Source organism: Flagellatimonas centrodinii (genome assembly GCF_016918765.2).
Taxonomy (GTDB): domain Bacteria; phylum Pseudomonadota; class Gammaproteobacteria; order Nevskiales; family Nevskiaceae; genus Polycyclovorans; species Polycyclovorans centrodinii.
The window spans coordinates 1106372-1120932 of record NZ_CP092104.1 but is presented as its reverse complement, the minus strand read 5'-3'; the positions used below and the strand labels follow the sequence as shown (position 1 = coordinate 1120932).

General features: G+C 64.0%; 15 protein-coding genes. 9 read left to right on the top strand and 6 right to left on the bottom strand.

Annotated elements, in window-relative coordinates; translation table 11 throughout:
• The first annotated feature begins 5 nt into the window (after positions 1 to 5).
• Both JN531_RS05350 and JN531_RS05345 read left to right on the top strand, forming a co-directional pair.
• Positions 6 to 3101, top strand: a complete 3096-nt coding sequence (locus JN531_RS05350) for an autotransporter outer membrane beta-barrel domain-containing protein (protein ID WP_228347828.1) — start codon at positions 6 to 8, stop codon at positions 3099 to 3101.
• Between the two features lie 112 nt (positions 3102 to 3213).
• The gene (locus JN531_RS05345; protein ID WP_228347827.1) at positions 3214 to 3813 is read left to right on the top strand and encodes a porin family protein; all 600 of its coding nucleotides are present in this window, start codon (positions 3214 to 3216) and stop codon (positions 3811 to 3813) included.
• Between the two features lie 239 nt (positions 3814 to 4052).
• Here the strand turns inward: JN531_RS05345 and JN531_RS05340 are convergent, their stop codons facing one another.
• The 3 genes from JN531_RS05340 to JN531_RS05330 all read right to left on the bottom strand — a co-directional run bounded on the left by JN531_RS05340 (position 4053) and on the right by JN531_RS05330 (position 5144).
• Complete coding sequence (locus tag JN531_RS05340; protein ID WP_228347826.1) at positions 4053 to 4346, bottom strand: type II toxin-antitoxin system RelE/ParE family toxin; 294 nt, start codon at positions 4344 to 4346, stop codon at positions 4053 to 4055.
• Entirely contained in the window at positions 4333 to 4590 is a 258-nt protein-coding gene (locus JN531_RS05335; RefSeq protein WP_228347825.1) for a type II toxin-antitoxin system ParD family antitoxin, read from the bottom strand. Before JN531_RS05335 ends, JN531_RS05340 begins: the two co-directional genes overlap by 14 nt.
• 314 nt (positions 4591 to 4904) lie before the next feature.
• Complete coding sequence (locus JN531_RS05330) at positions 4905 to 5144, bottom strand: hypothetical protein (protein WP_228347824.1); 240 nt, start codon at positions 5142 to 5144, stop codon at positions 4905 to 4907.
• Positions 5145 to 5439: 295 nt separating this feature from the next.
• On the opposite strand from JN531_RS05330, the gene vapB reads away from it, so the two are divergent.
• Both vapB and vapC read left to right on the top strand, forming a co-directional pair.
• The gene (gene vapB / locus JN531_RS05325) at positions 5440 to 5670 is read left to right on the top strand and encodes a type II toxin-antitoxin system VapB family antitoxin (protein WP_228347823.1); all 231 of its coding nucleotides are present in this window, start codon (positions 5440 to 5442) and stop codon (positions 5668 to 5670) included.
• Positions 5670 to 6071 (top strand): type II toxin-antitoxin system tRNA(fMet)-specific endonuclease VapC, encoded by a 402-nt coding sequence (gene vapC / locus JN531_RS05320; protein ID WP_228347822.1) that lies wholly within the window; start codon positions 5670 to 5672, stop codon positions 6069 to 6071. Before vapB ends, vapC begins: the two co-directional genes overlap by 1 nt.
• A gap of 48 nt (positions 6072 to 6119) precedes the next feature.
• On the opposite strand, the gene JN531_RS05315 is transcribed toward vapC, so the two are convergent.
• Positions 6120 to 6986: a TauD/TfdA dioxygenase family protein gene (locus tag JN531_RS05315; RefSeq protein ID WP_228347821.1), complete on the bottom strand. Its 867-nt coding sequence runs from the start codon at positions 6984 to 6986 to the stop codon at positions 6120 to 6122.
• A gap of 127 nt (positions 6987 to 7113) precedes the next feature.
• Between JN531_RS05315 and JN531_RS05310 the strand changes: the two genes are divergently transcribed.
• The 4 genes from JN531_RS05310 to JN531_RS05295 all read left to right on the top strand — a co-directional run bounded on the left by JN531_RS05310 (position 7114) and on the right by JN531_RS05295 (position 10154).
• A complete protein-coding gene (locus JN531_RS05310; RefSeq protein WP_228347820.1) occupies positions 7114 to 7989 on the top strand; it encodes a hypothetical protein in 876 nt (291 codons plus the stop codon).
• 149 nt (positions 7990 to 8138) lie between these two features.
• Positions 8139 to 8537, top strand: a complete 399-nt coding sequence (locus tag JN531_RS05305) for a hypothetical protein (RefSeq protein ID WP_228347819.1) — start codon at positions 8139 to 8141, stop codon at positions 8535 to 8537.
• The gene (locus tag JN531_RS05300; RefSeq protein ID WP_228347818.1) at positions 8527 to 9012 is read left to right on the top strand and encodes a hypothetical protein; all 486 of its coding nucleotides are present in this window, start codon (positions 8527 to 8529) and stop codon (positions 9010 to 9012) included. The genes JN531_RS05305 and JN531_RS05300 overlap by 11 nt, the downstream gene beginning before the upstream one ends.
• A gap of 62 nt (positions 9013 to 9074) precedes the next feature.
• Complete coding sequence (locus JN531_RS05295) at positions 9075 to 10154, top strand: alkene reductase (RefSeq protein ID WP_228347817.1); 1080 nt, start codon at positions 9075 to 9077, stop codon at positions 10152 to 10154.
• On the opposite strand, the gene JN531_RS05290 is transcribed toward JN531_RS05295, so the two are convergent.
• A complete protein-coding gene (locus JN531_RS05290) occupies positions 10124 to 11497 on the bottom strand; it encodes an adenylate/guanylate cyclase domain-containing protein (RefSeq protein ID WP_228347816.1) in 1374 nt (457 codons plus the stop codon). The genes JN531_RS05295 and JN531_RS05290 overlap by 31 nt on opposite strands.
• A 120-nt stretch (positions 11498 to 11617) precedes the next feature.
• Here JN531_RS05290 and JN531_RS05285 point away from each other — a divergent pair, with 120 nt between their 5' ends.
• Positions 11618 to 13870 carry a molybdopterin-dependent oxidoreductase gene (locus JN531_RS05285; protein ID WP_228347815.1) on the top strand — a complete coding sequence of 751 codons (2253 nt, stop codon included), beginning with the start codon at positions 11618 to 11620 and terminating at the stop codon, positions 13868 to 13870.
• Between the two features lie 109 nt (positions 13871 to 13979).
• Here JN531_RS05285 and JN531_RS05280 read toward each other — a convergent pair whose 3' ends face one another.
• Positions 13980 to 14474, bottom strand: coding sequence for a L,D-transpeptidase family protein (locus JN531_RS05280; protein WP_228347814.1), 495 nt, complete (start codon positions 14472 to 14474; stop codon positions 13980 to 13982).
• Positions 14475 to 14561: the final 87 nt, after the last annotated feature.

Genomic DNA, 14561 nt, shown 5'->3' with positions numbered 1-14561 from the left:
CGCCAATGAAAGCGAAGCATAACGGGCGCACCTGCTCGAAGCATACAAAGATTGCCTATAAGGCTAAGGCTGCCGCCTTGATCGGTGCGGTTGGTCTTGCCGGCATGTTGCCATTTCCGGCACTGGCCGCCGATGAGTGTGGACCTGGACCAATCGTCGAATGCAATGAGGCAGCCTACGTCGATGGAATCACGTATTTCTCAGCCATGGACTTGAGCGCAACTAAAACATCAGCCGGCGTCACCACCATCACCAATAACGGTATCAACTTGAGCGGCACGGGTAATGCCTCAGTGATCTGGAATTCGGCTGCGGGGGGCATCACTGGCGGAACCGGGACAGCAGGGCCGATTCTCGACATGTTAGCCGAAGACGGAAATATCAATATTGTGACAGGCGCAATCACCGGAACGGCAGCCGGGGTAACGCATGGTATTCGGGCTCAGTCAACCGGAGCTGGTGATGTTGATATTGAGACGCTCGGCGCTGTCCGTGCGACCAATGCGACGACCGGCAATATTGCCATTGAGTTACGCAGTGCCGGTGGCGACATCCGTATCGATGCCAATTCGTCAAATCCTGCTGACCCGATAGCGGGTGATGAGTATGGAGTTGTTGCTGAAACTGCTGGAGCAGGTGGTATTACCTTTGATGTTCGGAATGCAATTACGGCGAACAACGCGCGCGGCATAGCAGCAATCGATCTGAAGTCCGGGAGCGGGCTGCTCATGGTCAATGTTTACGACGGACGATTGGGCCAGATCAATGGCGGTACCGGAAGTGCGATCAGAACCAATGCAGGCGGTGACGCGGTTATTAATCTTTTCGAGAACACGTTAAACAATAGTGTTAGCGGAAGGGAAACGGATGAGACCTTACGATTCGGAAGTAACGGCTTTGCCGTCGATATGACGGCAGCAGCCGAAACGACCACAACGCTCAATATCGGTAGGAAAGTTGGCATCACCATAACCGAGAGCCAAACCACAGAGACCGCCTTGAGTTCGGCTGTTCTCGCGGGTAGAGGAGCGGGACGCATTGTCGTCAACAACCTGGCCACCGGTCGGCTGCATGGCGGAGTGGATTTCTCGCAGAACTCTGGGGGCGTCACGATCAACAACATGTCGGATCCGGACGGAGGCACGAGCGGCGGCTGGGCATTTTTCGGAAACGCCGTGAAACTCGGTTCCGGCGACGATGCAATCAATAATGAAGGATTACTCCTGCCAACTGCGGGGCGCAGTCTCCTGTCAGGCGGGTTGCTGACCGGCTATCCGGAAGTATTCAGACAGACGACCATTGCTTTCGGAGCAGGGCAGGACGCCTTCGTCAACGCCGGCACGATAGTGATCGGTGATGCGGGGTTCAGAAGCAATGGCGGCAGCATCGGCCTCAACTACGATGGCTTCGGGAATGTTCGTCCAGAGTCGGTCAGCAAGCCGGTTGCATCGGAACTGGTAATGCAGGACGTCGAGACGTTCAACAACAGCGGCCTGATCGTACTTGGCGGATGGGTGTTCCGAGATAACAACGACGGCCCGCGCTTCTTTGCGGCCGATGCGACCGGCGATTCGCTTTGCCGACAGATATTCAGAGGGGTTGGACTCGCAGTCCCTCCGCCAAACGGATTCCCGTGCCTTGCGTCTCCGCTGATCAATGACACGGATCTGCTTATCAATGACGTTCTCTCGGCTCCAGGTGCGGCATTCACTGGAAGTGGCAACAGCACCTTTCTGTTGAACGCCGCTTTCGGCTTCGGCTTGGCCCAGCGCAACTGCCAAGACCGTGTGGGTGGAGAAGAAACCTTCTTCAGGATGCCAGGCGCCGATTGCGTTGATTTCAGAGGGGGAAGTACCGAGGGAAGCACGCAGATTGTTGTGCGCGATGCACTTTCGGGAGACCAGGGCGTCTACAACCCCCACGGCATCGTCATCATCGACGTCGCCGGCGGCACCAGTGCGCCCGAGCACTTCACCCTCTCCCCGGAGTCGGACAGCTACCGCACCACCGTTGGCGGCCGCGGCGTCATCGACAAGGGCCTGTTCGTCTTCCCCCTGATCTACGACGAGTCCACCCAGCAACACAAGCTCGTCGGCATCCCCGGCGCCAGCGCCTTCCAGCTCCCCCTCATGACCCACGCCGCCCAGGCCCTGGGTCGGCAGACCATGGGAGTCGGCCTGGAAGGCCGCGTCCAGGGCTGGCAGTCCGCCCTGCGGTCAGGCTCTGAGTTGCGCGGCGGCTTCTGGGGTGAGCTCCAGCAGGACGAAGCCGAACGCGACGTCGTTCAGCCGATCACGGCGGTGGGCGAAACCTTCGCCTTCAACAACGACTTCGACCAGGACACCAGCACCATGGTGTTGGGGGGCGACTTCCTCATCCCCACCACCGGCAAGGCCGCCTGGGTCATCGGAGGCTCCATCGGCTACGCCCGCTCCCAGCTCGCCTTCGACACCAGCGGCAACAACGCCGAACTCGAAGGCGTCGTGCTCGGCCTGCATGGCGGCTACCAGACCGAGTCCTGGTACCTGAATGCCGCCTACGGCCAGTCCTTCCTCCAGGTGGACCACTACGTCGACACCTACAACCTGTCCACCACAGGTTCCGGTGCCGACACCAAGGCCGGCACCGAAGGTCTGCGGTTTGATACTGGCTTCCGTTTGGCGATGTCCGATAGCTTCACGATTGAGCCAGTAGCTACCTTGGCGTGGGTGCGGGCCGACGTCGATGACCTCGTCATCGCCTCGCCCGACAACCCGCTCGCTACGAGCAATACGGCCCGCTTTGATAACGCCGTCAGCCTGCGCGGCGCCCTCGGCGCACGCATCGGCTTCGAGATGCCATTGAGCAGCCTGCGTATTCACTACGGCCTCACCGGCCGCTACTGGAACGAGTTCGACGGCGAAACTGCTATCGCCATCGAAAGTATCGGCCCCGCTGCCAGTCTGGCCGACACCTTCGACGGCAGCTTCCTCGATCTGGCCGGGCGTATCGGCATCAGCGATGCCAGTGGCAACGTCAGTGGCTACATCGATGCCCGTAGCACCAGCGGCGATGACTACAGCAGCCTCGGCCTTAGTGCCGGCTTCCGCTACCAGTGGTGAGCGCAAGACAGTGCTGAGTGATGAGTGGTGAGTGCTGAGTAGAGGCAGAAGCGTTGGTGGTTGTCGGCCTTTATCACTCACCACTCGGCGGCTATTCATGGAGAAACAGACAATGATGAAAACGAAAATGATCCCGCTGGTCTTGCTGGCCGGTCTGATTTCAGTACCGGCGCTGGCGCAGGACGAAACCCCGGCCCGCTACGCCAGCATCAGTAGCCTCAACTGGCAACTGGAAGGCAACTTCGCCGAAGGCAGTGGCATTCGCCTGGTGCTCGGCCAGCAGCTGAGCGACTACCTCAGTGTGGAGCTGCACGGCGGCATGGGCGGAGACGACAACGTCACCCTCATGACCACCGACCCGACCCCGGTTGCGGTCAATGGCGAGCTTGGTCTGAAGCAACTGTTTGGGGCGTATCTGCGTGGCAGCGTTCCGCTCAACGAGCGAGTCAGCCTCTACGGCCTGCTGGGCTACACCAGAGTGAAGGCGGAGTTCGAAGGCGATGCGAACTTCACCGCTGGCAGCACACCGCTCAACCGCGACAGCTTCAGTGAGTCGGAATCCGGCCACAGCTATGGTGGCGGCATCGAGTTCGACGTCTTCAGCAGTGTGTTGGATGGCCGGCTGCGGCTGACAGCGGACTACATGCTGTACCTCGATAAATCCGGCAGCGAGTTCGAGGCGCGGAGTGTGGGGGTGAAGCTTCAGTTCTGAGTGAAGAGCGGTGAGTGTCGAGCAACCGCAACGCAGACCAAAAAAGGCCGGGACCTATCATCCCGGCCTTCTTCATTTCTCTCGACGCACGGAAAATGTGGAAAATGGGACGCACACCTTATCAGCGCCGGCTGATCACAGCAGAACTGCAACAGCCTTACCACGCTAAGCCGTAGCGCTCACACGAGTCGGACAGGATGAAGAGGTTCTCATCACGATTGGCCGAGCGGTGAGATTGATCACCCGCTCAATGCCGTGTCGGGATTCTGGTTCCCCAGGATGCGCACAATGAGAATGCCGTTGCCTTCGACACGGTAGTAGATCGCGTGACTGCGGTAGACGCCGCGTCGGTAGCCTGGCCGGATATGGTCTACGGCTTGATACACCAGTGGCTGGTCGGCAAGCGCATGTAACTGCTGATCCAATCCGACCTGATATTTCATGGTCTGATCCAGGCCGAATCGATCGATCCCGAAGTCGAATATTTGTTCGAGATCCTGTTCCGCCGCCTTGGTCAGCCTAAAGCGCCCCACGTTTGCGCTTCCGCTTTATGACTGCCTGCAGGATCTGACCGGGCTTCTTGTCGCTCAGCCCGCTGTTCTCGCCGGCGATCAATGCGGTACGAATGGATTCGACCTCGGCCTTGCTCTGCTGGTCTCTGCGGATCAGATCACGGATGTATTCGCTGTCATTCGTGAAGTCCCCGTTGGCGATACGGGCCTTCACCCATGCGCCCTGCTGGTCGGTCAGCGTGATCGTCTTACGCACTGTTGTCATGATGAGCTCCCGCACGGAATCGCATACGATCGGTGCAATATAGCATCCGATCGGCGTCACTTCTGCAACCGCAACAGCATCGCTCAAGGCGTACGTGGGCGAGGGCCTGCGCCGCGATGAAGCGCTCTATTGCTTTGGCCCCACCCAACGCTTCGCAGAAGCTCTGCGGCGTCGAGGCGTTTCTGATGAAGCCATCACGGCGGCCTTGAAGGATATGGCGGCGTGACGGCGCGCTGGATGCCGGATCGAGTCCGGCATGACGACGGTTAGAGTGGGCTCAGCTTGATGTCGAAGCCCGTAGTGGATGATGTCGTCTACCGCGGCGGTTGCTGCGCATCGACATAGCTGTCGATCAGTCGCCGGATCATCCGCTGGTAGTGCGTGTGGTGCTTGGAGGCTTCTTCTTTGAAGAACGCGACGCTCTTCTTGCTCAGTGCCAACGTGATCTTCACGCCTTCCTCTCGGAACGCCAATTCGGCCGGAGACGGTAGTGTGTCGGCCGTGATCTCGACGCGGCCCATCGGCTCATCGGTGTACTGGATTCGCTTGCTCATAAAGTGCCTTGCCCTTGCGCCAGTAACCGGCGCCGAAAATTCGGATGGCGTCACGTAACCAAACCATACCACAGACCATAAAATCATACATATCAACGTACGTATCGCTTACCTCTCTGCCCCGGCACCGAGTGCGAGGCGAGACGGCGCTCCGGATGCCGGATCAAGTCCGGCATGACGACGCCGAGCTGTGTGGATGCTACGTACGGCCGATCACCGCCGGTGGCTGTATATCCCATTGACATATCCTGTGCCCTGCCCAATGATTACGGCGTATTTGAAGCGAGGCAGGCAGATGGAACAGGGTGCCGTTTTCAAGAGCAATCGCAGTCAGGCCATTCGGCTGTCCAAGGCGGCGGCGCTGCCGGACGATGTGAAACGGGTGGATGTGGTGTCGATCGGGCGTACACGCATCATCACGCCGGCCGGAGAGGCCTGGGACAGTTGGTTTGAGGGTGCCGGCGTCAGCGCCGACTATCTGGCCGAGCGTGAGCAGCCTGCGGCGCAGGAGCGCGATGCGTTCTGATGTTGCGCTATCTGCTGGACACCAATCTGTGTATCGAGACGATCCGTCACCGGCCGGCGGGGCTCCGTGCCGCTTTCAATCGGCATCATGGGCACATGGGGATCAGCGCCGTCACGGTGATGGAGCTGCTGTACGGGGTGGAGCTGTCGGCACAAACGCAGCGGAACCTCGCAGATGTGGAAGGCTTCATCGCCCGTCTGGATGTGCTGGACTACGATGCGGCCGCTGCTGCGCACACGGCGCAGATTCGAGCTGAACTGAAAGTCGCCGGCACCCAGATCGGGCCCTATGACCAGATGATTGCCGGCCATGCACGATCACGTGGATTGGTGGTGGTGACCAACAACACGAAAGAGTTTCAGCGCGTGGCCGGGCTTCGCATTGAGGACTGGACCACCTGAAGCGCGCGCCTGTTTCCGGGCGTCATGCAACACGCTTCACATCCCCCCTCACACCGCCGCAATCGTGGTCCGATGCAGCAGCCGGTCATGCCCGGTATAGCCGCCGGTGGCGGCGTGCAGTACGGAGCGGTTGTCCCACATCACCAGCATGTTGGGCTGCCAGCGGTGGCGGTATTGGAATTGCTCAAGGGTTTGCCATTGGTAGAGCGCCATCAGCAGTTGCATGGCCTCGGCGTCGGCCATGCCGTCGATGCCGATGATGTAGCCGAAGCAGCTGAACAGGCCTTCGCGGCCGGTTTCGGGGTGCTTGCGGATCAGCGGGTGCAGCTGGGTGTTGTCGGCGTCCCTGGAGGGCAGGATCACCATGGAGCGGCCCTTGGCATCGTGGTTGCCGTACATGCCATCCGGGGCGTAGGCGCGTTTGGCGGAGTGGATGGCGATGCGGCCGTCGATGCGGGCGCGCAGCTCGGCGGGCATGGCGTCGAGTGCGGCATGCTGGTTGGCGAACAGGGTGTCGCCGCCCACCGGCGGAATGGTGATGCCGTACAAGCAGGTGCCAGACGGCGGCCGCGCCTGAAAGCTCCAGTCGCTGTGCCAGGCTTCGGCGAACAATGGTGACTTCTCATCGGCCCGCCGCTCCACCGCGATGATGTGCTGGCGGCCGGGGATGGGGGCGATGAAGGGGTCGTCGCCGAAGTCGCCAAAGTAGGTGGTGAAGCGTTCGAGATCGTCATCGCTGAGATGCTGGTCGGGGAAGGCCAGCACGTGATGCTCAAGCCAGGCGGCGCGGATGGCGGCCACGGTGTCGGCGGTCAGCGGCTGCGACAGATCGACGCCGGTCACGCTGGCACCACAGGCCTGGCCAGAGGGCGTGACCTGCAGGGCAGGGGGTGCGGTGCGGTCGGTGTCGGACATGGGGGTCTCCTCTCGTTGTGTATGACGCTGATGGAAAGACTACACCGGGATCGGCCAGCGGTTTCGGAGGCGGTTGCTGCGGGTCATGGCGGGTGCGGAATCGGCGCGCTCATGCGTCTTATTGTTTATGAGACATTCGATTTTGATGGTGTTGTCGGCCGTGGCGCTGGTGGCGTGTGGGGGTGGTAGCGAGGGTGGCGACGGCACGTCGCCGGCTGATCCGCTGTTTGCGGCGTACTCCGACGTTCTGGCGGGGGACTTCCGCGGCGTGCGCGCCGATGGGCCCGGGCTACAGACTGAGCCGCCTGACCGCATCTGCTATCGGCAGTTGCCGGTGGATCGTGCGTCGACCGAGCGCGCAGTGGCACAGCAGGGCGGCGTGGTGACGGAGGCCTCGGAATCGCGGTGGTGTGCGGAGCTCCCCGGTGGGCCGTTGTGTCTCGAGGCCTTGCCCGAGCAAGGATTCGTGCTGGATGACGGTCGGCAGCCCGGAACGGCAGAGGCGGATGTGTCGCTGGTATTGCCCTTGGCGGAGGGGCGGTTGGCGCAGTTCCAGGTCGAAATACGACTGCTCGGGTCTCAGGCGCTGCGTGATCTCGAGATGCGGGTCATGCAACCGGCGGACGACTTCCCGGTCGGTGCTTCATGTGAAAGCGTGCCAGACAGTTTTGAGGGGCCCGAGACATTGGACGGCCAATGGTCCGGCCACCGCGTCGTGTACAACCCGGCAGATTCGTCTGGGGGGACATTGCCGGCGTCCATGAGCTGCGAGGGCAACACGTGCACGCTATCGGGCACGCCCGACACCCCCCTTGGCTTTACGCTCCAGTCCTTTGGTATCTGGACGCTAGCGGATGCAGGACTGGAGGGGCGCGCCATTCGTTCCAACGACGGCATGGCGCTGGCAATCTGGCTGTGCGAATCCTCAGCTGTCGCACAGCAAAGCCATCCCTTCGACGAAGGCTGCTATCTCTACGGCTTCAACCGCCTAATTCCCGGCTGACTGTTAGCCACGATGCGGGCCGCGGCGCCAAATCCTTCGTCGAAAAGCTGACATAGGACAACGCCATCACCATAGACCCTTGCACTCCGGGTCCGGTGTACAGGGAGTTTGGCGCCATAATCGGCGTATCGAATTCCTGGAGCGCAATCATGAACGCCGTGCCTGCAAGCCCCGCCCTGCGTGCGGTGAGCACCTTTGACCTGGTGGTGACCGCCATTCTGGCGGTGCCGGGGCTGTCACACGGCTTCGTGGCGCTGGTGAGTTATCTCGGCGTGGTCACCGGGCTGGCGGCACCGATCGAGCCGTTCTCATCGTTCGCCATGTTCTTGGTGAACCTCGCCGGGGTGCTGGGGGTGTGCTGGAACCTCGCCATCCTGCGCACCCGGGCCGACCTGTTGATTCGCTACAACATCATTGCCCGCTGGGCCGTGGCGGCCTTGATCGTCTACTACGTGCTGGCACAGGGCATGTCGCCGGTGGTGCTGTTGTTTGTGATCAGCGAGATTGGCGGCAGCCTGGTGGAAATGCGGGCGCGTCGTGCCCGCTGATATCCGCACCGCCTCGCTGCGCAGGCTGCGGGCGTTGTTCGCGTCGCTGCCGCCCCCGACGGAGGTGCAGCGGCGGGGGTTCTTCCGGGCATCGTTTGTGGGGCCGGCCTGGCTGCGGTGGACGGCGCCGCCCAGCCTGGCGATCTCGGGATTGCCGGGCTGGCAGGGCAAACGATTCCTCGGGCCGACGACAGCCACCAATGTGGTGCGTCGTGCCGGCCGCGAGGTGGCAGCGATGACCATGCAGGTGGTCCCCGGCCCGTCGCAGGTGGATGGCCAGCCCGGCGTGGCGCTGCACTATCTGCCGGAGGCGGGGCGCCCTGCGCCCATGCCCTGGCGCTGGGTGCGTGATGAACTGCGGGTACTGGATGACGACACCTGGTTGTGCATGACGGTGATCAACCTGCCGCTGTTGCGACGGCTGTCGTTTCCGTTTGTGCTACGGCGTGAGGATGCGGGCAGTGGCGGCTTCTGACGGCACTTGAATGATGGCGCGGCGCCACCATCTCTGGAGGCCTTCTGTTTTTCAGGACCCCCATGACCGATCTCTTCACCCCGCTTCAGGCCGGCGCCTGGGCGCTGCCCAACCGGATCGTGATGGCGCCGCTGACGCGCACCCGCGCCGGAGTGGAACATGTGCCCAACGCGCTGATGGCCGAGTACTACGCGCAGCGTGCGGATGCCGGGCTGTTGATCGCCGAAGCCACCATGGTGGCACCCGATGCCAGCGCGTTCACCGCAGAACCCGGCATCTTCGACGCCGATCGTGCAACGGCCTGGCGCCAGGTGACCGATGCGGTGCATGCCCGCGGTGGCCGCATCGTGTTGCAGATCTGGCACCCGGGCCGGGCGGCGCATTCATTGCTCAATGGCGGCGTGCAGCCGATCTCATCCACCGACCGCGCCATTGGCAACGGTCACATCCACACGCCGCAGGGCAAGCAGCCTTACGAGGCGCCGCGGCGTCTGCGGGAGGATGAACTGCCCGGCATCGTCGGCCGCTTTCGCGCCGCCAGCGAATTTGCGCTGCAGGCCGGCTTTGACGGCGTGCAGATTCACGGCGCCCACGGCTATCTGGTTGACCAGTTCCTGCGCGATGGCGCCAATGACCGCAACGACGGTTACGGTGGCACGCTGGAGAAGCGGGCGCGGCTGCTGCTAGAGGTGACCGATCAGGCCATCGCGGTGTGGGGTGCAGACCGGGTGTCGGTGCGCATCTCGCCGTTGGTGGGGGTCAATGACATGTCCGACAGCAACCCGGAGGCGCTGGTGATCTACGTGGCGCAGCAGATGGCGGCCCGCAAGATCGCCATGCTGGAAATGCGCCATGCCGACCAGGCCCTGCCGGAAGAGCGGGCGCTGGCGGAGGTTGCGCGTGCGCACTTCCCCGGCGTCATCCTCAGCAATGGTGGTTATGACCGCGACAGCGCCAATGCCGCGCTGGTGGCCGGCCGTGTCGATGCGGTGGCCTTTGGCCGCGCCTACATCGGCAACCCAGATCTGGTGCGCCGTTTCGCGGAAGGCGCACCACTCAACGAGATGAACCCGCGCACGCTCTACAGCCCGGGGCCTGAGGGCTACACCGACTATCCGTCGCTGGCGGTCGCCACTGCGTAAACCCGCAGCGGATGCTGCACGCCCTTGACGCTGATCTCGCCCCGGGGCGTGCAGTCCACCCGGTCTTTCACCAGCGCCCAGGTGGCATGGCTGATGAGAATGCCGCCGGCCGGGCAGGCGGCCTGGATACGGGCCGTCAGGTTCACCTGATGGCCGATGGCGGAATACACCATGCGCCCGGGTGAGCCGAAGTTGCCGACGCTGGCATAGCCGCTGTTGATGCCGATGCGAATGCGGAACGGCTGCTCGATGCCCTGATCCCGCCAGCGTTGCTGCAGGGTCGTCATGCGCGCCTGCATCGCCTGCGCCATGTGGATAGCGCGCAGCGCGTGGTCGCGGTCATCGGTGGCATCCGGCGCGCCGAAGAAGATCATGATGCCGTCGCCCACCAGTTGGTCGATGATGCCGTGGTGGGCGGCGGCGATGGCGGTCATCTCGGTGAGGTATTCGTTGAGCAGCCGCGTTAGTTCCTCCGGCTCCAGCCGGTCGGCCAGCGCGGTGAAGCCCTCGACATCGGAAAAAAACAGCGCCAGCTTCACCCGCCGGGTGCGCTCCATGTCTTCGAAGCGATCCGACAGCAGCTTGTCGGCCACCTGCGCCGGCACGTATCGGCGGATCAGCCGGTTGCCGCGTGCCAGCAGTCGTTCGGCGCGCTGCAGTTCGGCATGCGCGCGCTGCAGCCGCGCCTGTTGCACCCGGCGGGCAAACACGATGGCCAGCCCCAGCAGGGTGCAGAAGGCCAGCGCCAGGCTGACGATGAACAGGTGAATGGCAAACCACGCCGGCTGGTTCTGTGCGGCGAGGGTGTCGATGCGCAGGATCGGCGCGTGCGGAATCACCCCGCGGATCTCCAGCGTGCCGATGACCAGATACAGCGCGGTGACGAAGCCGAAGGCGAACAGGCCGACGCGGCCCTCGAAGTACAGCGCCAGCAGGAACATCGCCACCGGGTACACCGCGATGAACGGCGAACTCATGGTGCCGAACAGGTAGGTGAGCCCGCACAGGCCGGTGGTGAAGGGAATGACGAACAGGTAGACCGTCCACGGCGCATCGCGGCCGGCACGCGCTGGCAGCCAGGCCGCCAGCAGGGCGATCACCGTTCCGGCCAGCCACAGCACCAGAAAGCCGTCGTTGAGCGCGGTGTCGATCAGCGGGGCCTCAAGCCCCCACAGTGGGTACAGGTGAAATGCCGCCGCCGCGCCGACTGATCCGACGGTCTGCACCGGCAGTAGCACCACGGTCATCAACAGCGTCTTGCGGCTGGCGGGCCAGTCGGCAATGTCGATGAAGCGATCGATCCAGCGGTGCTGGGTGTGGGGCGGTGATGTCTGCGTTGCCATCCCGGGCGGCCTCCTGGCGTCCTGCGCACCTTGATCATGCCGGTGCCGGACGGCGGGCTCAAGGTGCAGTGCCCGGTGGGGGCGCTATGATCGGGACACAACGATTGGAGGAGTCCGGTGATGCCAGCCACCCGCGAGCAGACCCACTACCGTGCCTGTCACCTTTGCGAGGCCATCTGCGGCCTCGAGATCAAGGTGCGCGACGGCCATGTCAGCAGCATCCGCGGCGATGAGGCCGACCCGCTTTCGCGTGGGCACATCTGCCCCAAGGCGGTGGCGATCCAGGACCTGCACGAAGACCCGGACCGCCTGCGCCAGCCGATGAAGCGCACCGGCGACAGTTGGGCACCGGTGAGCTGGAAGGTGGCGCTGGACGACATCGCCGATCGCCTCGCCGCACTCCACAAGGCCCATGGCGCCAACAGCATCGGCGCGTATCTGGGCAATCCCAGCGTGCACAACTGGGGCAATCTCACCCACAGTTCGGCCTTTCTCGGGCCGCTGAAAACCCGCAGCCGGTTCTCCGCCACCTCGGTCGACCAGTTGCCGCACCAGTTGGTGTCGTACTGGCTGTACGGGCACCAGTTGATGGTGGCGGTGCCGGACATCGACCGCAGCCACTACCTGCTGATGCTGGGCGCCAACCCGCTGGCCTCCAACGGCAGCCTGTGGACGGTGCCGGACGTGAAGAAGCGCATCAAGGCTTTGCAGGCGCGCGGCGGCAAACTGGTGGTGATCGACCCGCGCCGCACCGAAACCGCCGAGGTGGCGGACGCCCATCACTTCATCCGCCCGGGCGCCGACGCCGCGCTGCTGCTGGCGCTGCTCAACGTGCTGTTCGCCGAAGGGCTGACCGCGCCGGGCCGGCTGGCGGATTTCACCACCGGGCTCGACGAAGTGGCCGCTGCAGTGGCGGCCTTCACCCCCGAGCGTGCGGCGGCGGTGACCGGCATCGACGCCGACCACATTCGCCAGATCGCACGGGACCTCGCCGCCGCGCCGGCCGCCGCGGTCTATGGCCGCATGGGCATCTCCACCCAGGCCCAGGGCACCCTGTGCCAGTGGGCGCTGGCGATGCTCAACATCGTTACCGGCAACCTCGACCGCGAGGGCGGCATGTGCTTTCCGCAGCCGGCGATGGACCTGGTCAAGGGCCCCGGTTCCAAGCCCGGCCACTTCAACGCCTGGCGCTCGCGGGTACGCGGGCTGCCGGAATTCGGCGGCGAGCTGCCGGTGTCGGCGCTGGCCGAGGAGATCCTCACGCCCGGCGACGGGCAGATCCGGGCACTGATCACCATCGCCGGCAATCCGGTGCTGTCCACCCCCAACGGGCGACAGCTGGAACAGGCCCTGGGGCAGCTCGATTTCATGGTGTCGTTCGACTACTACCGCAACGAGACCACCCGCTTCGCCGACTACATCCTGCCGCCCACCAGCGCGCTGGAGCATGACCACTACGACATCATCTTTCACCACTTCGCGGTGCGGAATACGGCGCGCTACAACCCCGCCATCTTCCCCAAGCCGGACGGCGCCATGCACGACTGGGAGGTGTTTTCGGCGCTCGGCCGACGGCTGCGCCAACGCCTGCAACCGGATGCCGGCCGGCCGTTGATGAAGCGACTGGGTGCGCGGATGAAAGACGCCGTGATGCAACGTATGGCGCCGCATCGCCTGCTGGATCTGGCGCTGCGCAACGGGCCGTATGGCAAGGGCAGTGAGCACCGGCTGTCGCTGTCGGCACTGAAGGCGGCGCCGCACGGCGTCGACCTCGGGCCGCTGCAGTCAACGCTGCCCAAGCGCCTGTTCACCCGTGACAAGACCATCCCCTGCCTCAACGATGACCTGCGGGCCGAGCTGCAGCGCTACGACGCCGCGCTGACGGCGACCCCACTGCCAACCGCCGACGAGCTGTGGCTGATCGGCCGGCGGCATGTGCGCAGCAACAACAGCTGGATGCACAACAGCCAGCGGCTGGTAAAGGGCAAGGCCCGACATCAACTGATGATGCACCCGGCCGACCTGGCTGCCCGCGATCTGACCGATGGCGCCGAGGTGCGCGTGCAATCGCGGGTGGGCACGGTGACGGTCACGGTACAGGCCACCGACGACATCATGCGCGGCGTGGTGTCGCTGCCGCACGGCTGGGGCCATGCGCGCCCCGGTGTGGCATTGGCAGTGGCCGGCGCCCTGGCCGGGCAGAGCGTCAACGACCTCACCGACGACCGGTTTCTCGATGCCCTGTCGGGCAATGCCGCGCTAAACGGCGTGCCGGTAAAGGTGACGGCGGACGTCGAGGCGCCGGTGGGGTTCTCGACGCTGGACGTCCTGTCCAGCGACGGTCCCGAATCGCCGCGCCGTGCGTCCGCCTGAGGGTCCTGCCGAAATGGCACGATTTCCACGCCCGCTGCGCCGGCTTGCCATGACAAGGGAAAGCCTGTCATCGCGAGGGGCGTAGCCCCGCGGCGATCTCATCCTGCCCTCACGGCACGATCTCAATCGGCGTCCCCACTGCCACCCGCGCCCACAGCGCGTCCATGTCGGCATCGGTGAGGGCGATGCAGCCCTCGGTCCAGTCGAAGCGCTGGGCGTAGGCGGCATATTCACCGAACCCGTTCTTCTGCCCGTGCAACATGATGCCGCCCCCCGGCGGGACGCCCAGTGCTGCGGCGCGGGCGCGGTCGTCGTCGTTGGGATAGGAGATGCGGATCGAGCGGTAGAACGCGCTCTCGGCGTTCTTCTTGTCGAGGACATACCGGCCTTCGGGGGTGCGCAGGTCCCCCTCGCGCTGCTTGTGGCCTCGCGGCTGGCGTCCCAGCGCCACCGGATACTGGCCGACCACGGTGCCATTCTCCAGCAGGTAGAGCTGCCGCTCCGACTTCACCACCCGCACCAGGTCGACCGCCTGCGCCAGGGGCGCTGCGAGCATCGACAGCAGCATCAGCATCAGCATCAGCGGGACGGAACGGCGGCGCATTGGGGCTCCGGTGGGGGCTTGGTAAAAATATCCTGACTTGCCGGGCTTTGCAGGCCCCATGTCATACTCCTGCAACACAAATGACCG